Source organism: Paenibacillus lentus, assembly GCF_042714055.1.
Classification (GTDB): Bacteria; Bacillota; Bacilli; order Paenibacillales; family Paenibacillaceae; genus Fontibacillus; species Fontibacillus lentus_A.
Genome location: NZ_JBHGVC010000001.1, coordinates 261545 through 288188, shown reverse-complemented (window position 1 = coordinate 288188; position 26644 = coordinate 261545). Strand labels below are relative to the sequence as shown.

The window sequence follows — 26644 nt, the reverse complement described above, 5'->3', positions numbered from 1 at the left end:
TGATCACTCCGTTACATTTTTTATGGATGGATCCTCGAAAAACGTATTCGCATTATAAAGCAATAGCATGTCCTGGATCCCCTGTTCGTTCGCGAACGACGCCAAATCTTCCTCATAATACCGAAGGTCTATCACGTTTATTTCGCTAAAATGCTTTATTAAGAAAGGTATCAGGCTGTTAGCGTACGAATCTTTGACCACCAGCAGCTTTCTACCGCTCGGATTAGCCGTTTTAATATGGATTCGTGCATGATTACCGTTAAGAAACACCGCATATTTATCCTTCCTATGCAGCTGCTCCATTGCATACAATGAATCCGTGGTCTTCCCTTCGTCGACATACGTTACGGTATATTTCTCTTGATCATTTGGCAAATAAAGCTCCAAACGATCGGGCTGTATATGTCTGAAACCACTTTTTGAATAAAGCGAGCCGTAAAATTCATCGGTTACTTGCTGGATATTAAAATCTTCCTCTTTCTGAGGTATCAGCCCCATTTGTCTGCAAAGTTCCTGGTAAGCTATATAAGCGCCTTTGGTCGTCCAATGATGATCGGTTATATAATATATAGGTTGATCACGCTCAGCATATAAACTTGGAAAAACATCAATAAAACGAAGATTGGGATGCAGCCATTGCTTTACTTTTTTCAGGTATGCTCCTTGATCGCCGATGACAACATATTTTGGGAGCTTGTCTTTATATAGAGCGGCTGCCGTTGGCACCAGCATCACATATTTTTGCATTTCCGGCGTAGCCTGGTCAAACGAATGAATGGCTTCGATCTTCTCCTTCAAATCCTCTTCCGCCGGGGGAATAACATCCTGAATCAGATACCCGTTTGTTCCTAGGTAAACTCCGTTGCTCTCCTTTTTTCCCAAGAGCTGATCCGTATCGGTTTTGGCCCCGATCCAAAAGTCTCTGAAAACAAATTGGTCGGACACATATTTTTCGAAATCGGCAGTGAAATCTCCTGACAGCAATGCTTTCAGTGAGAAATGCGGCAGCTGCTCCAGCATCCGGTTTTCCGACTCCGAAAATGAACGATCCGCCGCCAAAAGATGAAGAACTGCGATTCCGCTTATAAACAGGAGCAGCAATAAGGCCAGCAATTTACTTTTGAAATTTTTGTAATATCCCATGGCTGTCCCCTTTTAAAATCGAAAATATAAAAACGGATTGTAGGTTTCATTGACCAAATAAGCTGTCGACAGAACCATGAATAAAGAATAGATAAGTGGAACGGTAATCACGCCGGCAACTCTCCATTTTTCCTTCATGCAGGATAACATCTTTCCTGGAAGCGGAGTTGCACAGATTGCCAATACGACAAACAATACAACATTCGTAGACCAATCATAGAGCGCCTGCTGATCCGCAAAAACATGCCCGCCGAAACCGAACATCACGCCAATGAAATGCCAAGCGGAAGCCAGATGCTCCATTTCGAACAATACCCAGCCGATCATAACGACCAGAAGCGTGTAGACATGGCCGACAAAAGCAGGTATGCGTCCAAGACTTTGCAAAAGAAATCGTTTCTCGATGATCACAAAGAATCCGAAATACAAGCCCCACACGATAAAGTTCCAGCTTGCGCCATGCCATAATCCGGTTAAAAACCATACGACCAGTAAATTCCGAAGCTGCTTCTTAAGCCCTGATCGATTACCGCCAAGCGGTATATAAACGTACTCCCGAAACCAGCTGCCGAGTGAAATATGCCATCTGCGCCAAAATTCGGTTATACTTTTAGAAATGTAGGGATAACGGAAATTTTCCATGAAATCAAATCCGAACATTTTCCCTAGTCCCCGTGCCATATCCGAGTAACCGCTGAAGTCAAAATAGATTTGCAGTGTAAATGCGGTAATGCCCAGCCAGGCGGATAATACGCTCAATTCCTCGATCGGCGTCGCTTTAACACTCGCCCACAATAATCCGATATTGTTCGCCAGCAGCACTTTTTTGGCAAGTCCCCTGATGAACAGCTCCGCCCCTTCGCCAAAACGATCCAGGGACATCCTACGGGAAACGAGCTGTCCCGCAATATCGCCGTATTTGACAATGGGACCGGCAACAAGCTGCGGGAACATGGTCACATATGCCCCAAAGGAGATGATATTCTTTTGAACGGGTACTTTATCCAAGTAGACGTCAACGACATAAGACATCGTTTGAAAGGTATAGAAGGATATGCCCACAGGCAGCGGAAGATCAGCCACTTGGATATTCATATGAAACAACAGATTGATGTTGTCCGCCACAAAATTAGCATATTTGAAAAATCCGAGAATACCCAAACTGCCGGCCATCGAACCGATAAAAATCGATCTGGAGATCAGCTTCCGATGTCTATACTTATCGATCAGCAGCCCGTTGATATAATCGAAGACCGTGGAGAAGATCATGATGAAAATGTATAGCGGCTCGCCCCATGCATAAAAGATGAGGCTGACGACAAGAAGGACAGCATTTCGAAATTTCATCGGAGATACGTAATAGATCAGAACGGTAACCGGCAGAAAGAGGAACAGAAATATTAGGCTGCTAAAGACCAATATTTACACCCCCAAATTGGCTGATCCATTTGCATGCTATTCCACTTGATCTTTCAGCAGATCCAGCATTCTTATGTAAAACTCCGGTTTAAAATGAATGCCGTCCGAGTCGTACAGATCATCTGAGCCGTTTGAAAATACCGGGGACAAATCAACAAATCCAATGTTCTCCTTCTCCGCCAGCTCTTTTAAGCCTTGGTTATAATCATTGATATTTTTGTATCTTGGTTCCATTTCTTCCGCTTCCGCCGTTACCGGGGTTACCGATAAAACAGTTACTTTCGCTTGTGGAAGTTTTTCCTTGATCATACCGATCAGCTTCGCATAGTTTTTCATGGAATAGGCTTTGGGGTTATCCGTTGGCCATAAAATGTCATCTGAACCCAAGTTGATAAAGATATGCTCCGGGTTCCGCTTAGTCAACTCAGCCATATCTTGAAGTGCGAACTCCGCCGTTTTTCCTGCGCCTGCCAGAACATTCTCCTCTTTAAGCACATCATGGAAAGATAAACCCTCCGTAATGGAATCCCCCACAAATACGCTGTTCTGGAAGAATGCTTGATACTCGGTTTTTACTGAGCCTTTTGATTCCGTTACCTGTCCTTGGTTTTGAGTAGTCGGTTGCTGCCGACTCAAGCTTGTAGATTCGTTTCCGCATGCTGCCAAGGCAAGTGTAATACTCCCAAGGAGTAGGGTTGTAACTATTTTTTTCATGTTCATATTCCTCTCTTTAATTTAATTTTAGAGCTTCTTTAATTCCGTCTAGAATGGAGCTTGCCATCCGGTATTGGAAATCTTCCGTCAGCATTTCATTCTCTTCTTGCGGATTCGTTAAATAACCGATTTCGATTAGAGCCGCTGGCATGTTCGAATCCTTCAAGACGAAGAAATCCTCTTTTTTTACTCCCCGATCCCGAAACCGCTTTTGCAAAATTTCCGCCAAAAACAAGGAATCTTCATGGTAATAGTAGGTTTCAGTACCTGAAACACTAGAGTCTTCGTACGTATTCTCAAAATTCCCACTAGCGCCCGTTGCGCCGTTATCCTTGCCGCCATGTCCTGGATCAATCACGACTTTATATGCCGTCCCCGGCTGGTGTTCTAGCGTTCTTATCTTATCCGAGCGAACATCCATGCCGGCTTTACGTTCGCTTGCTGTCCCTTCCCCGGAAACAAGTTGATACAGCAGAACGATCACCAGCAAAGACAAAAGGGTGATTATAATCGAGCGCCTTTTTTCATACGTTCTCTCCTCCTCCTGAAAAAAGTGTAATCGCCGGAGATCAAGATAAGGTGCAGATGATATCAAACTTTCATAGAGTATTAGGCTTAGGCTGCGGCAAAAAAAAAAGGAGCCGTTCCTGACAGGTCCATAAAAGACCTTCAAGAACAGCCCCTGTTCCAAAGGATGCTATTGCTGCGTCTATAAGCGATGATCCTTTTGAAAATTCAAGTGAAAATGCTCGTTATCGTCGTAAACACCAAATTGGTAGCCTTCTTCTTCGTAGAATTCGATGATCTCCGGAAGAACCTGCAGCGTTTGCGGCTTTTCGTGCATCAATACGACTTCCAAATCTGCGAGATAAGAATGCTATGCCTCGGATGTTTATACTTTCTTATCTCTTAAATTAAAAAAACGCAGAACCACAGTTCTACGCTTTTTTATTCAAATGAAAATAGAACATGACCCCATTAGGAGTATTGATTACACCATAAGGCACGCCATGCATATCCAGAATCTTCCCGGAGATGGCAAGACCTAGGCCGGTGCCTCCGGCCGACCGTTGGCGAGAAGGCTCGCCGCGATAAAACCGGTCCCAGATTTTCTCAAGCTGTTCGTCGGGAATGCGGGCTCCTTTATTTTCGATGCTAACTTTAACGGTGTCCCCATCTTCCAAGATGCTGACAAGAATGGACTCCCGCTCTGGCGTATAACGAATCGCGTTACTAAGGAAATTGACAACGACTTGCTCAATTCGCCGCTCATTCGCCAGCACTTCGACAGGTTTCAGTGACATATCAAGATGTAATTGCTTTGCCTCGATGTCCGCAGCCAATTTTGCGCATACCCGCTCGATAACGGCGTCGATATAAAAAGAATCCATATCCATGGTATACGTTCCAGATTCATATTTGGCCAATTCCAGCATATCCACGATCAGCAGATCCATTCTCTTGACTTCGTCCTCCATCGCCTTGAAGTAATAATCCCTTTTATGGCTTGCCACCCCGTCCTTCATAATGGCCAGGCAGCTCTGAATGACACTTAGAGGAGTTTTCAGCTCATGGGATACGCCGGATATAAATTCTTTTCTCGTATTCTCCAGCTGCTTTTCTTTCTCGATGTCCTGCTCAAGCCGAATAATATGAGAGTGCAGGCGCTCGGAGAGCTCGTTAATGTTGCGCGACAGGTCTCCGATTTCATCCTTCGTTGTGATGGGGATTTTCTCCGAAAAATCAAGGTCCGCCATTTGCCGTGTGGTACGATTGATACGCAGCAGCGGCCGAGTAATCTGACGAGAGTAATAGAACGATGCCAGCACCACGAGAAGCAGAGTGGCAATAATGATGTACACATAGTATTCCTTGATCATCCCTGCGGCTTCACTAACCGGCTGGAGTGACGTCATCGCGAACAGGTATGCGGGATTACCGTCGCGATCCTGAATGCGATCCACGAAAATTTTGTAATTCACATCGTTTTCTTCATAATCTACGATCTGATTGGCGTTCATGCTATCCTGTAAGTCACCGTACAATAGATCCGCTTGGAAGGCTTTGATGCGATCCAGAAACAAGTGATTGGTATAACGCGAAACTCCTGCACCTTCCGGTGTCCGGACTTTCGTAATGGTTCCTTTGACCAAAAATGTGGGATATTTTTCACGATATTGGAACGCGTTGGCATATCGATTGAGAACCTCGCCTTCTTTCCTCACCATCTGCCGATTTTCCAGCTGGCTTTCCTCTCTCAGATTGGATTCGGTCATCCCCATCCGCTGGATCACCGGCTGGCCATTCATGATCAAGCCTTCCATCGCGATCCCTTCTCCTTCTTCAATCCAGGGAGTGAGGAACGGATTATCGCTGCTGAAGTCCTCTACGTTGATAAAACTGTATAGAGGTAAGGTCATCGTTTTATTGGAAAACATAGCATCATCCGAATGTCTCAGCTTGATTTCCATGAAGAAATCATCGGTATACTTCAAATTACCTCGGGTGTCCACAGTCGTGATCCAGGTGTTATGCTTTTGATAAAAGTCTTGCTCCAGGTTTGCCGTCTCCTGTGTGTCCGCTGCATGATTCAGGTAGTCTTGTTCATAAGCCTGAAGCGCCGCGGATACGTCCTTCACTTTCTGATGAACATAATACTGTTTGAAAAATACGGTCTGCAAGGTAAAGATAACGGCAAGAATGAATAAGCATAATCCCGTCGTAAATAGGAACAGCTTAAGAACAATGCCTTGTTTCATAACTTGTCCTCGAACTTATAACCTGATCGAACGATCGTGGCAATATGCTTGGCATGCTCCCCCAGCTTGGAACGCAGATTGCGGATGTGGCTGTTGACCGTGCGATCATCACCGACAAAATCATACCCCCAGATTTTTGTAATCAGCTGTTCTCTGGTTATAATAATTCCTTTGTTTTTCATCAGATAAGCTAAAATTTCGAATTCCGTATGCGTCAAACTGCAGTTTTCCCCATCCATCGTAACCGTTCGGGATGGAAAGTGGATGGATATACCGTTGCTGGACAATGTATCGTCTTCTTGTTCCCGAGTCTGTCTGCTCTCCAAAAGCCGCTTCGCCCGTGCCAGCAGGATTGGAGGACTGTACGGTTTGGTTACATAGTCGTCGGCACCTAGTTCAAAACCTAGCAATGTATCGTCTTCATCCGAACGGGCCGTTAACATGATAATCGGAACGTTTGACACTTTTCGGATGCGTCTGCATACGGACCATCCGTCCAATTCAGGAAGCATAATATCTAGTATGATCAGATCCACCTCATGTTCTTGAAATAGCGCCAGAGCATTTTTCCCGTCGCTCGCTTCAAGCACTTCAAAACCTTCTTCAAGCAAATAATCCTTCATGATTTCCCGTAAAATATGCTCATCTTCTACAATCAGTATTGTTCTTGGCATGTGGCAACCTCTCAATGTTTTTCTAGTGACGCATGACTTCAAACTATTAGAATAGCTGCATTGTACTCTCCACGGCACCGAAAATGCAACTTTGTCTTCTACATTCATGTCTTTTTCCGTACTGAACCGTTTTAAAAGTCCCTTTATTTAATCGGCTGTGGTTACAAGTTCTAGTCCTGAGCTGAAAACAGAAACTTGCATCATTAAAACAAAAAAGCCGCAGTTTCTGCGACTTCTTATGTGTATATTTTCTTGTTCTCCGACATCGTTCTTCATTATTCAGTAACATGAAAAAAACGGCTTCTTTCATGCTTTTTGGCTGTTCAGCGGCCACCGAGCTGGAGTATCTCGTGAAAGCTTTCATCCTAACATACGCTGAAAAAAATCATTTACAGGCGTATATAACCAAATGATGAAATAAAGCGGACTGGGGATCTGCACCTTGAATACAGTGCATAGCGTTGCCGCAATGCCGGCCAACCAGAGCAAGATGAAGACGGTGATCTGGCCGATTTGACGGGAACGAACCAAGGAAGGCAGGTCAATAGCTATACAGCATCCGGCAACCAGCAGAACGGCCAGAAAATTCATCATTCGGCCTCACTCCTTTATGTCACCCTGAAATGATTTATCGATGATCCCAATCCGGTTGATATGCACGGAAGCTTGATAATGAACGGGCAGCGTTTTTAGATAATTTTCCCGCTGTTCCTTCAGCTTCTCCCACACCTTCGGATGGGATTGGTAAATCAGTTGGCCAAACCCCAGAATATCGGAATTGTATTTCTCAATAATATGATCGGCCGCATTTTCCATGAGGTAAACGATACGTTCCCCCGCCTTTTTCTCCAATTCTCTAATCACCCGATCGTCATCCAGCTTATCCGTGCTCTGTACAGCCTGAATATTGACTGTAGCGCGAACGGAAATGTAAATATGCGGCTCCCCATCGATGATTTTGACCTTGCGCTTGGTTGAAGTTCGGAGCGCTTCCATCACAATGGGTTTTCCGTCCTCCCCTTTCACAGAACCCGCGCTTGACTTGACTTCACCCATGATATAGTTATAGCCAATCGTTTCCTCTTCATTGAGCCATCCTACCAGCTTGTCCTTTTTAAAAACAGCCAGGCCGCGAAGCAGCAAGCTTGCTTTGGGCTTTGTGCTTTCAAGATTTTTCGTGTCCCCGTCTACGGAGCGATCGCCTACAATCTGTACGCCCGACAGCGCAACGTTTCTCCCCTCGGCTACCAAACGGTCAATCAGTTTGTCGGTAGAGACGGGTGAGGTTCTCGCGGTTGACTCGGACGATGTCTGCAAGGAATAAAACAGTCGGTTGGCCGGCAATTTGTCCAGCGGGGTCAACATCCGCAGCACCTCGGAGGCCTGGGCACCCCGCGCAACAATGATGAAGAAATCCGTCCGTGGTTCGCGGCTTCTTATAATGACATCCAGCACCGGGGCAATGCCAGAGCGGGCCAACTCCTCACCGAGCACCAATACGCGGATATGCCCCAAGTAACTTGACCTGGAGCTCATTAAGGTGAATTTATGCAGCGCTTCAAAAACGGTTTTCACTTTGAATTCGTAAACGGCGACCGGTGTTCCGCCCCCCTTTGCGGAGGATGTGGCGATTTCCGAAGGAACGACCACCTGCATCGTTACTTTAAACTGGTCTCCCTCTTTATCCAATCCGTACCCCAGGACAAAAGCCAGCTCATTGAGTTCTTTCCTTTCCCAGCACCCGCTAAGCAAAGTAGGCAGCAAAATGATCAGCATGAACCCGCATAGGGTTGATTTCAGTGTTCTCATCATGGCTTACGATTCCTCCTGCCCGGTTTGTCCTTGCCGGTTTACGTTGGCAGGTTTGGTTTGCTTGGGTCTCGTTTTTAGCTTCGGCCAAGTAAAGCGGAAAACGGAATCCTTCAAATCGCTTTGAATATAAGGCCCTATCGGGCTCATATAAGGCATTCCAAAGGACCGCAGCCCGGCCAAATGCAGCACGATGATAAACAGGCCGAACAGAATGCCGAACAATCCCATAAACGCCCCCAGCGCCATCAGGACAAAACGGATGATCCGGACGGCGATGGACATTCCCGTCTCTGGAAGCACAAAACTGGAAATCGCCGTAACAGATACGATGATGACCATCGCGGATGAGATAAAGCCAGCCTCCACGGCCGCTTGTCCGATAACCAGGGTTCCGACAATGGAAATGGCCTGGCCGATGTTTTTGGGGATTCTTACGCCCGCTTCGCGCAAAACTTCATAAATGACCTCCATGAGCATCGCTTCGACAAAAGCCGGAAAAGGCACCGTTTCCCTTTGCGCGGCTAGACTGATTACGAGGGTGGACGGAATCATTTCCTGGTGATACGTAGTAATGGCAATATAAAGCGCTGGAGCCAGCAACGCGATAAAAAATGCCAAATACCGGATGAATCTTAGCAAAGTGGCGATATCCGCCCGCTGGTAATAATCCTCGGCGGATTGGAAGAAATTCAAAAAGAAAGAGGGAACAAGCAGAACAAACGGTGTCCCGTCCACCAGGATGGCCACTTTTCCTTCCAAAATCCCCGCCGCAATCGTATCGGGGCGATCGGAATTGTATATCGTAGGAAACGGGGAAGCTGCCGTATCTTGAATGAATTCTTCGATATAGCCGCTTTCTAAAATACTATCTGTGTCGATCTTGGCCAGACGCCGTTTTACTTCAGCCACAATTTCCGCATTGACAACGTTGTCCAGATACATAATGGCTACATCGGTCTGGGTTACCTTTCCAATTTGAAACGTTTCGAGCCATAGATGTCTATCCTTGATTTTCCGCCGGATCAGCGCTGTGTTGGTGCGTAATCTCTCGGTAAACCCCTCCATCGGCCCGCGTACAACCGACTGCGAGCTGGGTTCGCTGACATTGCGGTCCTCCCACCCGGGAAGCGCGATCCGCAGCGCAGTGCTTGCTCCCTCCAGCAGCAGTATGATGCATCCCGATAAAAGATCATGAAGCAGCTTGTCGTAATCAGCTATTTCCGTTATATCTCCAGCCATCAGAATACAATCCTTGAGAAGTTGCAGCTTTTGCGCGGCATCCATCTTTTCCGGTTCATCAAATTCGGAGAATCCCCGCTCGGTCAGCGAGTAAAGGATAGAATTGTGAAGGATCCCGGTATCCACCAGACCATCGATAAAAAACAAGATCAGCTCAATGTTTTCCCCTAGAATCAGCTTCTTTTTCACCAGATCCGTACTCCCGCCAAGCGCTTGTTGCAGCAGGGTTTCGTTCTCCTGCAGGCGGGTCGACAATTGACCTTTAAGGCTTATTGATTTATCCACTCTCGTTCACCCGGGTTCTCCGCCGATTGGCGTTTTTGCTTATATTGGTCTATTTAGCCATAATTATTCTGAAAAAATCCAGAACAGGAGCATACTGTCAATTCATTACCGGCATACTAGCACAGACTGGCGCTGAATTTGCGTACCAAGTCGGAAAAGCAACCATAGGCGGAAGGATGTATAGAGCATGGAAAAAGGACGCTTATCTTCAAGACAACTGATTGTGCTTGCCCTGTTTGTGTTTGTTGGCGATATGGCGCTCATTTATCCTGTAACCATGGTATCTGATTCGCATCAGGACGCCTGGATCGCAGGTTTAATCAGCTTGCCGTTGGGACTCGCCGGCATCATGATTCCGCTTAAAGTACATTATTTTTATCCTCAGATGAACCTCATCGAAAAAATGAATAAAATATTGGGAAAATGGGTCGGAACCGCAGTCAGCCTGTTCTATTTGTTTTTCTTTCTGATAGCAACATCCATCTACATTCGAGAAATCGAGGATTTCATGACCACGCAAATTTTTGAAAAGACTCCAGGCGCCGTTTTTCGTTTCATGATCCTTTTCCTGGTGATATACGGCCTCCGCCTTGGTCTCGAGACGCTTGGCAGGGCCGCTGAAATATTTTTGCCGCTGTTCATTCTGTTTTTCACTTCATTGATGATTCTGCTCCTTCCGCAGATCCGGCTGGAAAATCTGTTCCCGATGATGAATACGCCTTTACCCAAATTGATGCACTCCGTTCTGTACGGCATCAGTTATCCGTTTGGCGAGATGATCGTATTTCTGATGGTGTATCCGTACGTCAAGCATAACAAACATACCAACCGAGATATCTTTCTCATCATGATTATCGGATCGGCCGTCCTTAATCTGATTTTGCTTCTTTCCCTTACCGTTCTGGGGGCTTATCTATCGGAGCATCATTTTTACACCGCTTATATTCTGGCCCAAAAAATCAATATCGCCAATTTTCTGCAGAGAATCGAGGCGCTTATGGCTATCGTGTGGGTAATCACCACTTTTTTCAAAACAGCGCTGTATTTCTACGCCTTTACGCACGGTACCGCTCAACTGTTTAACCTGAAAAGTTTCCGATCCTTGATTTTTCCGGTTGGTTTTCTCGTGTTTGGATTTTCTCAACTGGTATCGAAAGATATTATTTTCTACATCAAAAGAATCCCAGCCTATTGGGTAGACTGGGATTTTACCGTTTGTTTTGCGATCCCTCTGCTAATGATGATTGTTTATTATGTCAGGAAAACCAGAACCCGATTACAGCAGCAAAAAACGTGAGTGCAGGGGGGCATATCCCCCGCCTCTGCGTCCTCAACGACAAGGCAGGCGCTGCGGGCGGAACGTCAAGCTTGATTCGATAAGTGAACTCCTCGTTGTATGTTCAGCTTATTCGTTTTTTGCTTTAAATATCAATAACCTGCAGGCAATCACAAAGCTCCTCAGTTACAGAGACATGATGCCATTCTTTACGGTATCCTAGACAAGCGCAGATCATTTCAGTACCCAGCTCCATATATCTTTTCCGGTAATGCACGTGGCCCATAATGCCATATCGTACGCCATATTTCCTGTAGAGCTCTGCATAGTCCCGACTTCCCAGAAAGGCATTGAAATACGACCACTGGGGATGCGGCATCGGAACCTTAAAATAGGGATGTGCCAGCATGTGCGTCACCATAATAACGGAGCTATTGCTGATCTCGGCCAATTCCCTCTCCATCCGATCGTAGAAGTAACGATGAATGTCCCGGTTGCTCATGCCCCACCGTACGTAAATGCTGTCCTGCCATGTCCGATCCATCGCATGCATTCGTTCGAACTGGTCAAACGTATATTCCGGTTCGCCCATCGTGTAATCGTACCAGCCCGAATTCCCAATCACAGCCCAATCCTGATTAAGCTGGTATGGCCTCTCGCTCAAACACCCTTCAAACGACTGAAACTGTCGATATATGTTCCATGTATCCGTTATTCCATTGTCTTTGCTCCAATAATCATGATTGCCGGGTACAAACAGAACGGGGATGCCGGATTCCTTTTTCAGCATTTCGAGAACGCTCAGACTCCGGTTGACATCGTTTGAAATATCTCCGGCAATGATCAAGCCGTCCAGCTTCTGCCGAACGGCTTGATCTAATAGCGCATCTTCAACAAGCGGTTCGCCGGGAAGCTCGTTGAGATCCACATGCAGATCCGATATAATTCCTATTTTCATTGGAAAATGTCCCCTTCCTCATATAGATGACAGCTCACGGCATGGCTTGGCGTGATACTCCGCAATGCCGGACGTTCTCTGCCACATTTATCCGTCGCCAAGGGACAACGCGGATGAAAGGCGCATCCTTTCGGCGGATGAATCGGGTTCGGAACGTCTCCTTTGAGCAAAATCCGCTCCTTCTCCCCCTTCACGTCGGGAATGGCAGAAAAAAGTGCCTTGGTATATGGATGAAGCGGCCCATCTACCGTAGAGCCGGCATCGAATATTTCAACCAATTTCCCTAGATACATGACACCTACCCGGTCACTGATATACTGCACCACGTTCAAATCATGCGAAATAAACAGATAGGTCAGCCGCAGCTTGTCTCGTAGTTCCTTTAACAAATTCAGAATTTGCGATTGCACGGACACGTCCAATGCCGACACCGCCTCATCAATAACGATGAACTTGGGCTTTAAGACGAGTGCCGCCGCGATGCCGACCCGCTGCTTCTGCCCACCGCTCAGTTCATGCGGATACCGCTTCAAATAATCCGAACTGAGACCAACCTGCTCCAAAGTCTCGGTTACGATCTTCCTTCTCTCAGCCTTGTCTCCGATCCCGTGAATGATAAGAGGTTCTTCCAGCAGCCATCCGATGGTCTTCTTCGGGTTTAACGACGAATACGGATCCTGGAACACGATTTGCAGTTCCTGCCTTAATGCCTTCATCCCGGCCCCGGACAAATCGTTAATTTTCCGGTCACGGTAATAAATGCTGCCCGCAGACTCCTTTACCAACTGCACGATCATCTGTCCAGTCGTAGACTTGCCGCAGCCGCTCTCGCCTACGAGTCCAAAAATTTCCCCCTCGGTAATCCCGAACGATATCCCATCCACAGCGTGAACCGCCTGCCGTTTCTCGAAAAGCTTCATTTTGGGAACACGATAATGCTTTGCAAGAGTTTCTACCCGTATCAATTCTTCTCTCATCCGCTCACTCTCCGTTCGGGATAAAGATGGCAGCGCACAAGGTGGCGGCCCGCTGCTGTACTACTAAGCGAGGGAGTTACCTTCTCGCAAATGCCGGAGGCGCTCGGGCAGCGGCCTACGAACGGACAGCCTTCCCCCCGCTCCTCAAGCGGCGGAACTCTTCCGGGGATCGTATAAAGCAGCTGTCCTCTCTTCTCCACACTCGGCAGCGCCTGCAGCAAAGCCGATGTATAAGGATGCTTTGGATGCTCCAGAATATCCTCGACCGGAGCGTCTTCCACGATATATCCGGCATACATCACGATAACCCGCTCGCAAACTTCGCGAATGACGCCCAAATCATGGGAAATAAGCAGCAGAGCCGTACCGGTAGACCGGTTCATCTCCCGGAGCAGATCCAGGATTTGCGCCTGAATCGTCACATCGAGCGCTGTTGTTGGCTCATCAGCAATCAGCAGCTTGGGCTTGCAGATCAAAGCCATCGCGATCATAACCCTTTGCATCATGCCTCCTGACAGCCGGTGAGGATATTCGGTGTAAAGCTGTTCAATCCTGGAGAGGCCGACGCTGGCCATTACCTCCATGGCTAGCTGCCTGGCCTCTTTCTTCGATACATCAAGGTGGGTCAAGGCCATCTCCGCAATCTGCTTTCCTACCGGCATGAGCGGATTAAGTGCGGTCATCGGATCCTGGAAGATCATCGCAACCTTCCCGCCTCTGGCGGAACGCCAACCTTCTCCCTGTCCCGCCGTCAACGAATTGCCGAAGAGTTTGATGTCGCCCCGAGTTATCGCTGCCGATTCGGGCAGAAGCCCCATGACGGATAAAGAGGTTAAGCTTTTTCCGCAGCCGGATTCTCCGACGATGCCGACCCTCTCCTTTTCCCCGATTCTAAAATTCATTTCCCGCAGCGCCGGATATTGTTTTTTACCGATTGTAAAGTTCACATTGAGCTCCTGTACATTGAGCAGAGCATCAGCCATCGTTCATTCCTCCTAGCGCTTCTTGTCATAAACGTCCCTTATTCCGTCACCCACCAGGTTAAAACCGAGAACCATCGCCGTGATGACCACCCCGGTTATGAAAACATACCATGGAGCGTTTATAATAAACGGTTGCGCTTCGCTCAACATTCTGCCCCAGCTTGGATCGGGAGGTTGAACGCCGAGCCCCAGGTAGCTCAAGCCGGCTTCGGCCAGAATCGATCCCGAAAACCGTAAGGAAGCAGCTACAATAAGGGGAGAGGCGATATTGGGAAGGATATGAAGAGCAATGATGCGCAGAGGGCCTGCCCCTCTGGCTACCGCAGCTTTGACAAAAGCAAACTCCTTGTACTGAATAAAACCGCTGCGGGCAATTCTGGCAAACGCCGGTATACTCATGATTCCCAGCGCGACGATCGTGTTGGCAAATCCCGGACCGAATACGGAAACAAGCATGATGGCCAGCAGGATACCGGGAAACGCCAGCATGGCATCGATGAAACGCATCAACGTCTCGTCCAGCCATCCTCCCCAATAACCCGCAGCCGCACCGATCAAGAGGCCGAAGACCAATCCGATCGCTACCGACGCCGTACCGATCACAAACGATGTCTGCGTTCCTTCCATAATCCTGCTGAGAATATCACGACCGAAATTATCCGTACCAAACCAATGGGAGGCCTGCGGCTGACTTAGGCGCAGCGCTGTGTTCATATCGTTTGGACCATACGGGGTATAGAACAGACTTATCACCATCAGCCCCAAGAGCAACGCAATCAAGCAACCGCCAATCATGAAAGGTTTATTATAGATCAGCTTATTCCATTTCATCTCGTTCACCTTTTCAATCGTATTCGCGGATCGATCACCTTGTAGAGAATGTCGACTATAAAATTAATAAGAACGACGATAACTGCAATGTAAAGCACCAGCGTCTGCAGTAGAGGCAGATCACGCGTGCCAATTGAGGTGACCAGCAGACTGCCCAGCCCCGGCAGCGCAAACACGTTCTCCACCACAATGCTCCCTCCCAGCGTATCTGCGATCAGCAAGCCAACAATCGTGAGCACTGGAATTAGGGAATTGCGTAATATGTGACGGTACATAATGCTTGGCTCGCCAAGTCCCTTGCTTCGGGCCGTCCGTACGTAATCCATCCGTGATTGATCCAGCAGTGTATTGCGTAAATAACGAATAACTACGGCGATGCCCGGAATGGCAAGTGCAAGTGAGGGCAGAAACAGCGATTTAAATGCCCCTACCGGATCCTCGCTCCAAGGAACGTACCCGTAAGTTGGGAACAGCTTAAAGGTGACCGAGAACAGCAGGATCAAAATAAACGCCAGCCAGAACGATGGTACCGCCAGACCCAGTTGAGTGAATGCCGATAACAGCATGGAAGAGAATTTGCCATCCTTCCGGGCGATGTAAATCCCGAGGGGAAGCCCGATAATCAGGGTCAGCCCCAGGGACAATAGGGATAGCGAAAGCGTTACAGGCAGCCGTTCCGCCACGATGTCCGCCACAGGCCGCTGATACCTGAGTGATGTGCCGAAATCTCCGGTCACCGTATCCTTTATCCAGGATACGTAACGTTCCGCCGCCGGCCGATCAAGCCCCATTGTCTTGCGCAGTTCAGCAAGCTGAAGCGGGTCGGCGTCCACGCCGAGCACAATCTGCGCTGGGTCGCCCGGCAGGATTTGAAAGACAAGGAATGTGATGACTGAGACGAGAAGCACGGTGGATACTAAGGTAGCCAGCTTCCGGATATAAAATCTCACTATAGCATCCCTCTTTTACGACTCCGAATAGTACATCGCAGCGAAGTCGTATTTTTGCACCGGATACATCTTAAAGCCGTGCAGATTGCCTTTCAATGCGACCGAGCGGCTAGGGTCCATGATGAATACCGCGGCAGCCTGATCGGCCAGGATCGTTTGGGCTTGCTTATAGAGGTCAGCCCGCTTGGCCTCATCAATTTCCAATCGACCGCGGTTCACAAGATCATCGAACCCAGCGTTGCTGAATTTGAAGAAGTTTTTCGAATATTTCGTTTCATATCTTCCCAAAACCTCATGCGGATCGATCTTGCCCGTCAAGCCGACGATCGTAGCTTCATACTTGGCATTGTTGTACACGTCTTCGAGCCAGCTGCTCCACTCGACCTGCTTGATCGTTGCCTGTATACCAACACCTTTCAGCTGTTCAGCGATAACTTGCGCCGTATCGACGTGGAAAGTATAGTTCGAAGGAACCGTAATCGTCAGCTCAAAACCTTTCTCGTAGCCCGCTTCCTTTAGCAGTGTCTTCGCTTTTTCTGGATCCGGCTGGTACCGATCCTCCAAGCCCTCCTGATAATACATTTTCATGGCCGGACTCATGTTGGAACCAAGCTTGACTCCATTGCCTTCGGCGACTGTCTGGATAATAACGTCTTTATCGATCGCATGGTTGATAGCTTGTCGCACCTTCACATCGTCAAGGGGCTTAACCTCATTGTTCAAGGCCATAAGCTGAACCATGTTCTGCGGACCGGATACGATCTGAAATCCGTCTCCTAACTGAAGCGCGCCTTGGGCGGAGATGCCCGGAATCATATCGATATCGCCAGATTGTAGAGCCAGCACGGAAGCGTTCGTATCCGGCATGATTTTGAACTCTACGCGATCCAGCGCAGGCTTCCGCTCCTCGTCATAGAAGGTATCATTCTTCTCTAAGACGAGCTGTTGACCCGGCGTATACGATACGAACTTGAATGGACCAGCGCCAATCGGTTTTCCGCTCTGCTCCTCGTAATCCTTCGGTACGATGGCAACGATGTTGGCGGCCAGGAACGCGGCATCCTTGTCTTTGAGCTTGACAACGACCGTGAATTCATCCGGGGTGTCAATCTTTTCAATGGCCGCAAATTTTGAAGAAAGTGGTTCCTTTCCGTTTAGCCCCGACAGCTTGGCATAGGAGTACTCCACGTCCTCCGCTGTCAATTCGGAACCGTCATGAAACTTGATTCCTTTCCGGATCACGAACGTATACGTCAAACCATCCTCCGATACTTTATAAGATTCTGCAATTGCAGGAACCAATTCGCTGTTCTCTCCTGCTTCAAACAAACCATCGAACACATTGTCCATCATGGAGCCGGTGTCCGTCGCAGCGGACATGTAAGGATCCAGATTATCCGGCTCTGTTGCCATTGCAACCCGTACAGTCCCGCCCTCTACTCTCGCCGTTGATTCTTTGTTGTTTCCTTGCGATTTCGTATCTGATGCTGCCGTTGAAGTACCGGTTGGTGCAGCGCTCGAGGAGGCGCCCCCGCTGCTGCCGCAACCCGAGATGACCATCGACACAATCGCGAGTGTTGAGAAACAGGCAACGAACGTTTTTCTTAATTTCAACATGTGAATTAACCCCTTTCCAGGTTCAAATCGTTATTTTCATGTCGCAACTAGCCAATGTGATAGGCCCGTCGTAATGCCGGGATGCTTCCTTAATCATCTCTTCCAGCTCACCGTAGTGCGGAAAATGGGTAAGAACCAATTGTCCTGCACCGGCTGAAGCGGCGATCTCTCCAGCTTCTCCTGACGTTAAGTGGCCCTCCATTTTACCCTTCTGCCAATTGTAGAAGCTGCTTTCGATGAGCAATACATCAGCAGAATTGGCAATATCAATAATGGACTGACAATAACCCGTATCTCCCGAATAAACGAGCGTCCTGCCTTCTTCCGACGTAAGCCGGACGGCGCAGCACGGAACATCGTGAACATTCTCCGAAAAATCGAGTTTTACCGTTCCAATGCTTACGGTCTCCCCGATTACAATGGGGTGTACATATACATAATCCGGGAAGCAAAAGGCGAGCTTGTCAGGGTTCTCGCAGTACAAATAAACGTCCAGCGGGCTCGTCCGCTTGCCGATTTGCGTAAGAATGAGGATGGCAAACTCTAGGCTGTACAGATCTGCGATATGATCAGCGTGAATATGAGTGATGACAACGGCGTCAAGTTCTTCGAGGGAACAGTGATTTTGCAGATGGGACAGCACGCCGCTCCCGCAATCCAGCAAAATTTTGGTTCCTCCGTGTTCCACTAAGTATCCCGATGTAGCTTCATTTTGCTTGGGGTATGCCCCCCAACAGCCGATGACCGTAACTTCCATTGGACATTCCTTTCTTGTGACATTACTTCCACTCGAAGCTGTCATGAAATTCCTTGAACATCATTTCCATCTTTTCAATATTAGTCTGCACGCGCTCTTTCTCCAGGAAGGAAATCTCGTGAATAAGCGCGCCAGCCACCGACATGGACGCCGTGTACGAGTCCAGAAAACCGGTCGACTTGCTTGCCGCAAACAGTGGCAGATCTGCCAGCTTCGCAAACGGGGATAGCTCTGAATCTGTAAGAGCTATAACCTTTGCACCCTCTTTCTTGGCCAGTGCAGCCACCTTTAACGTCCGTGAGCAATAACGCGGGAAGCCGCAAACGAAAACCGTATCTTCCGGTTTAATGTAAGTTGCGAATTCCGCAACGCTTCCTTGTGGAATAAGCTCGCAATTGCCCAGCATGTACTTCAGAATAAAGTTTAAGAATGATGTAACCGACAACCCCATACGCCAGCCTGCAATCCAGACACGTTCCCCTTCCAGAAGCATTCGGGCAGCTTGATTGATTTGTGACTGATCCGACCGAGCCATGGTCTCATGCAGGTTGTCGATCTCCTGCAGGAAATGCTTTTCAAGCCAGGAGTCCTCTTGATCACTTGTGGAATGCAGAAAATTTCTGACGGCCCGCTGATCCTTCAGCACAAATTGCCGCAGGTCCTGAAGCATGGCAGAGAAACCGGCGTAGGACAATGCTTGGGCCAAGCGGTGAACAGTCGCTTCGCTAACACCAGACTTGTCCGCAATCTTCTGTGCGGATTGCAACACGGCATCCTGCATGTTGGATTGAATATAATGCGCCACTTTCTTTTGTCCGACGCTAAGTGAGTCGAAATGCTCCTGGATTCTATCTACAAACGTCATCGTCCTTCTTCTCTCCAATTAATTCATTCCGGCATGCGACAGCGTATGACCCAAATAGGCGGCCACCTCTTGAATTCCGTTGATGATCGGTCGATAAGTTAACTCCTCCACGCCGTATGTTCCGTAAGGGTTAATGAGCAGACAATGCATGCCGACCTTACGGCTGCCAATCACATCGTCATAGTAGTTGTCACCGATATATAGCGATTGATGGGGAGAGACGCCTGCTCTTTCCAGCGCCAGCCGGAAGATGCCCGGATCAGGCTTCTCCAGTCCCACCTCCGAAGAAATGATAATATCGTCCAGTTCTACATCCAGATCATTGTCGGCCAGTACCGTTCTTGCCGTTTCATCCCAATTGGAAATGAGGCCGATCCGATAACCATGACCTCGGAGCTCGCGGAGAGTGTCTTTGACACCATCGCAAGCTTTCCATCGGATCGGATAATCGATTGCCAGCGTTCGGTGTGCCTGAACCACTTCCTCGATCGGCAACGAGAGCCGCAAATGATAATTCAGGGTGCCCACATACCAAGGCATATACGCTCTGCTGTCTTTGCCCAACACGCCTTGATACTCACGCATGAACAGCTTGTCTGTCACGTGGTAGGCAATTGCGATTTCCTCTTGGCTCCGGTAGACTTCAAATACTTCTAGCGTTTTCTGATAAACCTCTTCCCGGTTCAACCTTACCAGCGTATATCCGAGGTCGAACCATAAGTAACGTATCATCGCATTCCCTCTCTTTGTTTGTAGGATTTCCTTCATGATTGAAAGAATGATTAATTCCCTTCACACCCATCATAGGAAGCGAGTATTATTCCGACATTAACGCAAATGATTAATTCCGTAAAATGTGACGCAAGAACTTACATCGTAAAACAAAAAAGTCGCCTAATTGGCGACTTCGTATGAGTCTATGTTCCATTTTCCGATTACAAACACCAAAATAACCTCAAAAAATAACCTTTTCATTCACCCAGTCATTCTTTGCATCCCCAATAATTGCTCCTTTCAGCAGTCCAAGGCTGCTACAACTCTTCACTATTGTTCCATATTAAAGAGTCTAATTTATTCAAGGTATGTTATTTCAGTTTATCATTTAAAACGTTCTTCTCTAATACAGCAAATTTATCACCATATACTTTGGTAATATGTTTTTCTCCCCATACACATAAAGAGTTTAAAATATCTTGTAAACTCCACCCATATTCACTGAGCTCATATTCAACTTTCGGAGGTATTTGATTATGAACAATACGATTAATCTTCCTCCAACTCACGTAATTGCTGGGTTAGCATTTTTTGTGTAATGTTTGGCATCAAACAATAACATTTGCAGGATGATTTTCACCGTACTCTTTTATTTATATCGCTTGCAGTCGTGCTAAGCTTTATTGCTTTGGGGTATGATTTTTTTATTGTTGGTAATGCTACTGTCAGCGCAAATTTAGTACCGAAAGATCGCTGTTCTAGTGCTATTTCCATTTACTATCACAACATTCCGCAATCAGCTCAGACTAGTTACTAATGGTTGATAACACATAGACAGTAATACAGATCGAAACCAATTTCAATTTATAACCATCGGGAGGCATTTTTATGATATCCAAAAACTTACAAGATAAAACTATTTTATATAACGGTGTTAAAATGCCCTGGTTTGGTATCGGGGTGTTTAAAGTAGAAGAAGGGCCTGAGTTAGTTCATGCTGTAAAAACAGCCATAAAACATGGTTACCGCAGTGTTGATACTGCAGCTATTTATGAAAATGAAGAGGGAGTCGGATTAGGTATCCGTGAAGGGATGAAAGAAGCCGGAATTTCCAGAGAAGATCTATTTGTAACATCGAAAGTTTGGAACGCCGATTTAGGGTATGAATCTACAATAGCTGCCTATGAAGCGAGCCTAAATAAACTTGGTTTAGAGTATCTGGATTTATACCTTATTCATTGGCCTGTAGAAGGTAAATATAAAGATGCATGGAGAGCATTAGAGACTCTTTATAAAGAAGGACGAGTAAAAGCTATTGGGGTAAGCAATTTTCAAATCCATCATCTCGAAGACTTAATGAAAGATGCAGAATTGAAACCGATGGTGAACCAAGTGGAATACCATCCCCGTTTAACCCAAAAAGAACTTCAGTCGTTTTGTCAAGAACATGAAATTCAATTGGAAGCCTGGTCTCCATTAATGCAGGGTCAATTACTTGATCATCAGGTTCTGAAAGATATCGCTAATAAGTATGACAAATCTACTGCGCAAGTCATTTTACGTTGGGACTTACAAAACGGCGTTGTAACCATTCCCAAATCTACAAAAGAACATCGAATTGTTGAAAATGCAACGGTATTTGATTTTGAGTTAACGGAAGAAGAAATGAAACGAATTAATGACTTGAATCAGAACTATCGAGTTGGTCCAGATCCGGACAATTTTGACTTTTAAAAACACGATCTCGGAGGGACAAACATGCAATTGAATTTGCAAGGAAAAACGGCGCTGGTTACTGGGTCTACAGCAGGAATTGGAAAAGCAATCACCATGTCGCTAGTCGATGAAGGTGCCACTGTACTTATTAATGGACGCCGCGAAGAAAAAGTAAATCAGACTATACAAGAAATTCAAGCAAAGTATCCTGACGCTATCCTTCAGTCCGTTGTCGCTGATCTAGGGACAGAGCAAGGATGTCAAAAAGTTATTGAGAAATACTCTAAAGTAGATATTCTTATTAACAATCTAGGAATATTTGAGCCTGTAGAATATTTTGAAATCTCTGATGAAGATTGGTTCAAACTATTTGAAGTCAACATCATGAGTGGTGTCCGTTTGACTCGCCATTACCTAAAACAAATGATTCAAAAAAAAGAAGGCAGAGTCATCTTTATTGCTAGCGAAGCAGCGATTATGCCATCTCAAGAAATGGCTCATTATAGCGCGACCAAAACGATGCAGCTCTCGCTCTCCCGCAGTTTAGCTGAGTTGACTAAAGGGACATATGTGACTGTCAATACGGTTATGCCTGGTTCCACTTTAACAGAGGGAGTGGAAACAATGTTAAATAGCCTTTATCCCAATGAGAAATTAACAATGGAAGAAGCAGAAAAACGATTTATGAAAGAGAACCGGCAAACCTCCATTATTCAAAGGCTTATTCGGCCAGAAGAAATTGCACATCTTGTCACCTTCTTAAGCAGTCCTCTCTCTTCGGCCATGAATGGTTCCGCGTTACGAATAGACGGAGGATTAGTGCGTAGTGTGTTTTAATAAACAAATTTTAGCGGATGCTCTACCTCTGTGAAAAAATATGAACAGGTCCCCACTAAGACGTCATTGGGAACCTGTTCATTGCTATATTTCTTTAAAAACAGCTCCACCATAAAATAACAGATTATTAGCCATTACAATATTTCGATATACCCTTCTGTTCCATGCACGCGAATTCGTTGCCCGTCTTCTATCCGTTTAGTAGCATTCTCCACACCAACAACTGCTGGCAAGCCATATTCACGTGCGATAACGGCTCCATGGGTCATCAGTCCACCCACTTCTGTGACGAGCCCTTTTATGGATACAAACAATGGTGTCCAGCTAGGGTCTGTAAAGGTGGTGACTAATATATCTCCATGTTCTAGATCCGCATCCTCCATGTTTAAGATGATACGTGCTCGTCCCTCGATCACTCCGGAAGAAACAGGCAGACCTACAATAGCTCCAGCTGGGAGATTTTCTCGTTTGTACTCCCCTGCAATGATTTCACCATCCGACGTGATTACACGTGGCGGATTTAGTTTTTCATATAATTTGTACTCGTCTTTTCGTTTGCTGATGATCTGGACATCCAGATTATTGGCACATACGGCTTCGTGAAGTTCGTCAAAAGTGAGGTAGTATATATCTTCTTTGTCTTGAATAACGCCAGCTTGTACGAGCCGTTCGGCTTCTTTCAGCAAAGCCTGCTTATAAACGAAGTAACGATGAACCATGCCGTATTTTGGATATTCCCTATACCCGCTAAAATTACGGATGAGGTCGATCATTCGTTTGGTTTCTTTGGCTTTCTGTTCACCGTCCGGCAATTGCTTCAATCGATCCAATAACTCTTGTTCTTGTTTCAAAGCTTCCTGTCGCCCTTGCTCAAACTTCCGATGACTGGCATGAGGCTCAAAGTTTTTGATATTACCCAGAATCAACGGGACAAGTGTAATTGGCTTTTCGCTCCAACGAGTTCTAGTCATATCGATTTCTCCGGCACATCGCATGCCGTATTTGCTGAGAAAATCATAGATCGCGTCTTGGGCTTCCTGCCCGCCATCCAACTTAACCAGCTCATCCAAAAAGTGATCATCTTTTACTTGTTGTAAATAATCAATGACTTCAGGATAAGGACGTATCGCATCTGCGACATCGAGTAGCGCCAGCCCCATTTCCGAAGTAATATTGTTTGGTACGGATTGAGATAGTATGTCTGCTGCGTTTTTTTCACCTAACCATTCGTTCATTTTTTCATTGATCCATGTTGAAGCATTCATAGCAGCCATAATTACAGCCGAACTTTGCGGGTCAAATAAAATCTTCTTTAGTTGCTGGATATCTTCCAGTATAAAGTCAAATAAATCGGATCCTGATTTCGTTTGGATGTTTTGCTTTAACTCTTCGATCGATGCTTGAGTACGCTTAATCAAATCAAAAACGATGGCCGGGTCGTATTCGATGGGTGCTCCATCACCCGCAGACGGCATATTTTTATTGCTTTTATTAGAACTCAGTTCTTTTTTATCAATTGGTAACGATTTTATAAAATCTCCTCGCTCTATGATGGTCATAAGGGCGTCTTTGATGAGCGGATCGGATTGGCCCAGGGTATTTAATAAAGTATCTCTACTGACAGGTGAGCCCAGCATAGGGGTAACATCAACAAACAACCTTCCACCAGCTCTACGCATGGGTGCAGGAGTCGTCAACAGATAAAAAGACAACCCCAATGGCTTTATGGGGTCTGTCATCATTTGTTGGTGACCGACAGATACATAAACGCGATTTTCCTGATCATTGGCTTCAGGGATGGGGTATAAAGTCGTGATTGGCCGGCTCTGAACAATATAAAAGGTATCATAGGCCAAACACCATTCGATATCTTGGGGCTGGTCGAAAAAAGCCTCGATCTGTCTCCCGATGCGTGCCAGTTGTAGAATTTGCTCATCAGTAATGGTTTGAGTCTTTTGCTGATCGGGATCGATCTGTCGGGTCTCTGTTCCGCCTTCTTTTCGTGCATAGATCGCCAATGTTTTGGTTGCTATCCTCTTATCGACGATCTCCCCTTCCTGTACTTTATAACTATCGGCAGATACCAACCCAGAGACCAGCGCTTCACCAAGTCCAAAACTGGCATCAATGGATAGCAGCTTTCGGCTCGAGGTAATCGGATCGGCGGTAAATATAATCCCTGAAGCCTGTGGGAAAACCATCCTTTGAACGATTACGGATAAATAAACTTGCCTGTGGTCAAATCCATTTTGCATACGGTAGATGACCGCGCGATCTGTAAATAGGGAAGCCCAGCATTTGCTGATATGCTGCAAGATGGCATCGACGCCGATGATGTTTAAATAGGTGTCTTGTTGACCGGCAAAAGAGGCATGCGGCAAATCTTCTGCAGTCGCACTAGAACGTACTGCATAAGCATGTTCCTCCCCAAACTGGGAGAGATAGTGAGTTACTGCTGTCACGACATCGGAAGGAATTTCTACATCCATAATGGTTTGTCTGATCTTCCTGCTGATTTCACCAATTTGATCTCGATCTTCTGCTTTTAGCATGGTTAGTCGACCCAGCAAAGCATGAAACGTTTCGTTTTGTCCGATGGCTCTTTCATATCCCACGGTTGTAACACAAAATCCTTCGGGAACTTGTATTCCTTCAATTTTTGATAATTCCCCTAGATGTAGCCCTTTTCCGCCAACGAGCCAAAGCTGCGTTTTTTTCATTTCCTGAAAATCGAGAACCAACGAACTCATTCAACATCTCTCCTAACCAATAAATTAAGAAAAAACATTTGACAAGAGTTTTTCTGCATGATACACTTAGATTGTAAGATGCGTTAAATGTGTCTGATTTAAATATGTGAGTCGCGATCTGATTATATCATCGTGTCTGTTTATATGCAATATCAAAGAACCTGATTGTATGACTCAGGTTCTTTTTTTGATTCCTGCTATCATTGTTGGCATAAAAACCATCGTTTGAGCCGAACTTTCGTCACTGCATAGTTCCCTGGCGATCCTAGCTATATCGATTGCCGTACAATGATGTTATAAGGAATCTCTATCTTATCTTTTGATTTCTTAATGGTTAGATCAAAGGCTTGTTCTCCGACTTTCACTAATTGATGATCAACCGTAGAGAGGCGTAACCCAATTCCAACAGGCTGATTCTCTTGGCCGATAATCGCCAGATCCTCCGGGACTCTAAGCTGTAGGCTCCTTGCATGCTGATAGATTCCTGAAGCCACCTCGTCGCCGTTCGCGTAAACTGCGGTTGGTCTAGGATCCATATGAAGCAGTTGTTGAGCGGCTCTTACCCCGTCATCCATGCTGTAGCAGTCCCTGATATGGTATTCCGGCGGCAAATCACCAAAGATATGCTGATACGCTTTTATCGTCAGCTTCGTACTATTGCTCTCTTCTCCTCTTGCTGTCGTAAAAGCGACTTGGGTATGCCCTTTCTCCTTTAACAATTGAAACGTGTCTATGTAAGATGCATATCGATCCATGTAGGCACAGCCGATCTCAGGATGATCCGTAAACTCGCATGCCACGATCGTCCCGTACTTGGTATATGGCATAATCGCATCCCAAGTGTTCGAACGAGAGGTAATGATGATTCCATCCAGTTGTTTATTTTTCAGCATATTTAAGCAGCTGAGCTCTTTATTCGGATCGTACTTGGTAGGCAGAACCGTCACGGTATAATCAAGCTCAACCGATCGATTGAGTACACCATGGAGCAATTGATCAAAGGCTTGATTGTTGTTGTACGGCATGATCACACCGATACTTCTTGTTTCCTTACGAATTAAATCGACGGCTAAGCGATTTGGGGTATAGTCCAATTCATCAATCACAAGCTGCACGGCTGCCCGCTTCGATTCAGACACATATGGATGCTGGTTCAGCACCCTAGATACAGTCGATACGGATACTCCTGCACGCTTTGCAATATCTTTAATATTTGCCATAGTCACCTTCTCCTATATCTCATCTTGTATCCGGCGTCCGCTGCGACTCTACGGTGTTCCCGCAACCAGAGACTAAGTCAGCAGCAGTCCACAGCTTTATTATACACTCAAAACTCATTCTCATTGAAAACACCAGCAGACTCCACGG

Annotated in this window: 23 protein-coding genes and 2 pseudogenes; 3 read left to right on the top strand and 22 right to left on the bottom strand. The window is 46.4% G+C overall.

All coding sequences use genetic code 11. The features are described from left to right. Positions 1 to 3 precede the first annotated feature (3 nt). The 10 genes and pseudogenes from ACE3MQ_RS01235 to ACE3MQ_RS01190 form a co-directional block, all read right to left on the bottom strand. Positions 4 to 1143 carry a DHHW family protein gene (locus tag ACE3MQ_RS01235; protein WP_379389779.1) on the bottom strand — a complete coding sequence of 380 codons (1140 nt, stop codon included), beginning with the start codon at positions 1141 to 1143 and terminating at the stop codon, positions 4 to 6. 12 nt (positions 1144 to 1155) lie between these two features. Then, entirely contained in the window at positions 1156 to 2562 is a 1407-nt protein-coding gene (locus tag ACE3MQ_RS01230) for an MBOAT family O-acyltransferase (protein WP_379389777.1), read from the bottom strand. Between the two features lie 36 nt (positions 2563 to 2598). Continuing rightward, positions 2599 to 3282, bottom strand: a complete 684-nt coding sequence (locus tag ACE3MQ_RS01225; protein ID WP_379389774.1) for a GDSL-type esterase/lipase family protein — start codon at positions 3280 to 3282, stop codon at positions 2599 to 2601. Between the two features lie 10 nt (positions 3283 to 3292). Continuing rightward, positions 3293 to 3772 carry an N-acetylmuramoyl-L-alanine amidase family protein gene (locus ACE3MQ_RS01220; RefSeq protein ID WP_379389772.1) on the bottom strand — a complete coding sequence of 160 codons (480 nt, stop codon included), beginning with the start codon at positions 3770 to 3772 and terminating at the stop codon, positions 3293 to 3295. A gap of 213 nt (positions 3773 to 3985) precedes the next feature. Continuing rightward, positions 3986 to 4138: pseudogene (locus tag ACE3MQ_RS01215) on the bottom strand (polysaccharide deacetylase family protein); the annotation flags it as partial. Between the two features lie 76 nt (positions 4139 to 4214). Continuing rightward, complete coding sequence (locus tag ACE3MQ_RS01210; protein ID WP_379389770.1) at positions 4215 to 6035, bottom strand: sensor histidine kinase; 1821 nt, start codon at positions 6033 to 6035, stop codon at positions 4215 to 4217. Then, on the bottom strand, positions 6032 to 6709 hold the full coding sequence (locus ACE3MQ_RS01205) for a response regulator transcription factor (protein WP_379389767.1): 678 nt from the start codon (positions 6707 to 6709) through the stop codon (positions 6032 to 6034). The genes ACE3MQ_RS01210 and ACE3MQ_RS01205 overlap by 4 nt, the downstream gene beginning before the upstream one ends. 360 nt (positions 6710 to 7069) lie before the next feature. Continuing rightward, a complete protein-coding gene (locus tag ACE3MQ_RS01200) occupies positions 7070 to 7303 on the bottom strand; it encodes a hypothetical protein (protein WP_379389765.1) in 234 nt (77 codons plus the stop codon). A gap of 6 nt (positions 7304 to 7309) precedes the next feature. Continuing rightward, the gene (locus ACE3MQ_RS01195) at positions 7310 to 8521 is read right to left on the bottom strand and encodes a Ger(x)C family spore germination protein (RefSeq protein ID WP_379389763.1); all 1212 of its coding nucleotides are present in this window, start codon (positions 8519 to 8521) and stop codon (positions 7310 to 7312) included. A 3-nt stretch (positions 8522 to 8524) separates the two neighbouring features. Then, a complete protein-coding gene (locus ACE3MQ_RS01190) occupies positions 8525 to 10045 on the bottom strand; it encodes a spore germination protein (RefSeq protein WP_379389761.1) in 1521 nt (506 codons plus the stop codon). Positions 10046 to 10232: 187 nt separating this feature from the next. On the opposite strand from ACE3MQ_RS01190, the gene ACE3MQ_RS01185 reads away from it, so the two are divergent. After that, positions 10233 to 11342 carry a GerAB/ArcD/ProY family transporter gene (locus ACE3MQ_RS01185; RefSeq protein ID WP_379389759.1) on the top strand — a complete coding sequence of 370 codons (1110 nt, stop codon included), beginning with the start codon at positions 10233 to 10235 and terminating at the stop codon, positions 11340 to 11342. A 124-nt stretch (positions 11343 to 11466) separates the two neighbouring features. Here ACE3MQ_RS01185 and ACE3MQ_RS01180 read toward each other — a convergent pair whose 3' ends face one another. The 10 genes and pseudogenes from ACE3MQ_RS01180 to ACE3MQ_RS01135 all read right to left on the bottom strand — a co-directional run. Continuing rightward, the gene (locus ACE3MQ_RS01180; RefSeq protein WP_379389756.1) at positions 11467 to 12279 is read right to left on the bottom strand and encodes a metallophosphoesterase; all 813 of its coding nucleotides are present in this window, start codon (positions 12277 to 12279) and stop codon (positions 11467 to 11469) included. Continuing rightward, the gene (locus ACE3MQ_RS01175) at positions 12276 to 13256 is read right to left on the bottom strand and encodes an ABC transporter ATP-binding protein (protein ID WP_379389754.1); all 981 of its coding nucleotides are present in this window, start codon (positions 13254 to 13256) and stop codon (positions 12276 to 12278) included. Before ACE3MQ_RS01175 ends, ACE3MQ_RS01180 begins: the two co-directional genes overlap by 4 nt. After that, positions 13253 to 14239 (bottom strand): ABC transporter ATP-binding protein, encoded by a 987-nt coding sequence (locus tag ACE3MQ_RS01170; RefSeq protein ID WP_379389752.1) that lies wholly within the window; start codon positions 14237 to 14239, stop codon positions 13253 to 13255. The genes ACE3MQ_RS01175 and ACE3MQ_RS01170 overlap by 4 nt, the downstream gene beginning before the upstream one ends. 12 nt (positions 14240 to 14251) lie before the next feature. Next, positions 14252 to 15070 (bottom strand): ABC transporter permease, encoded by an 819-nt coding sequence (locus tag ACE3MQ_RS01165; protein ID WP_379389750.1) that lies wholly within the window; start codon positions 15068 to 15070, stop codon positions 14252 to 14254. Between the two features lie 5 nt (positions 15071 to 15075). Beyond that, positions 15076 to 16020: an ABC transporter permease gene (locus tag ACE3MQ_RS01160; RefSeq protein ID WP_379389748.1), complete on the bottom strand. Its 945-nt coding sequence runs from the start codon at positions 16018 to 16020 to the stop codon at positions 15076 to 15078. A gap of 15 nt (positions 16021 to 16035) precedes the next feature. Further along, positions 16036 to 17637, bottom strand: a complete 1602-nt coding sequence (locus ACE3MQ_RS01155; RefSeq protein WP_379389746.1) for an ABC transporter substrate-binding protein — start codon at positions 17635 to 17637, stop codon at positions 16036 to 16038. 22 nt (positions 17638 to 17659) lie between these two features. Continuing rightward, complete coding sequence (locus ACE3MQ_RS01150) at positions 17660 to 18394, bottom strand: MBL fold metallo-hydrolase (RefSeq protein ID WP_379389744.1); 735 nt, start codon at positions 18392 to 18394, stop codon at positions 17660 to 17662. Between the two features lie 22 nt (positions 18395 to 18416). After that, positions 18417 to 19259 carry a MurR/RpiR family transcriptional regulator gene (locus ACE3MQ_RS01145; protein ID WP_379389742.1) on the bottom strand — a complete coding sequence of 281 codons (843 nt, stop codon included), beginning with the start codon at positions 19257 to 19259 and terminating at the stop codon, positions 18417 to 18419. A gap of 18 nt (positions 19260 to 19277) precedes the next feature. Next, complete coding sequence (locus ACE3MQ_RS01140; RefSeq protein ID WP_379389741.1) at positions 19278 to 19991, bottom strand: HAD family hydrolase; 714 nt, start codon at positions 19989 to 19991, stop codon at positions 19278 to 19280. 353 nt (positions 19992 to 20344) lie between these two features. Then, positions 20345 to 20585 (bottom strand): annotated as a pseudogene (locus ACE3MQ_RS01135) (winged helix-turn-helix transcriptional regulator); the annotation flags it as partial. 276 nt (positions 20586 to 20861) lie between these two features. Between ACE3MQ_RS01135 and ACE3MQ_RS01130 the strand changes: the two are divergent. Together ACE3MQ_RS01130 and ACE3MQ_RS01125 are read left to right on the top strand one after the other, a co-directional pair. Next, positions 20862 to 21707: an aldo/keto reductase gene (locus ACE3MQ_RS01130; RefSeq protein WP_379389739.1), complete on the top strand. Its 846-nt coding sequence runs from the start codon at positions 20862 to 20864 to the stop codon at positions 21705 to 21707. A gap of 24 nt (positions 21708 to 21731) precedes the next feature. After that, positions 21732 to 22526: an SDR family NAD(P)-dependent oxidoreductase gene (locus ACE3MQ_RS01125; protein WP_379389736.1), complete on the top strand. Its 795-nt coding sequence runs from the start codon at positions 21732 to 21734 to the stop codon at positions 22524 to 22526. A gap of 134 nt (positions 22527 to 22660) precedes the next feature. Here ACE3MQ_RS01125 and ppsA read toward each other — a convergent pair whose 3' ends face one another. Both ppsA and ACE3MQ_RS01115 read right to left on the bottom strand, forming a co-directional pair. Further along, on the bottom strand, positions 22661 to 25276 hold the full coding sequence (gene ppsA / locus ACE3MQ_RS01120; protein WP_379389734.1) for a phosphoenolpyruvate synthase: 2616 nt from the start codon (positions 25274 to 25276) through the stop codon (positions 22661 to 22663). A gap of 269 nt (positions 25277 to 25545) precedes the next feature. Next, complete coding sequence (locus tag ACE3MQ_RS01115; RefSeq protein ID WP_379389732.1) at positions 25546 to 26496, bottom strand: LacI family DNA-binding transcriptional regulator; 951 nt, start codon at positions 26494 to 26496, stop codon at positions 25546 to 25548. Positions 26497 to 26644 lie beyond the last annotated feature (148 nt).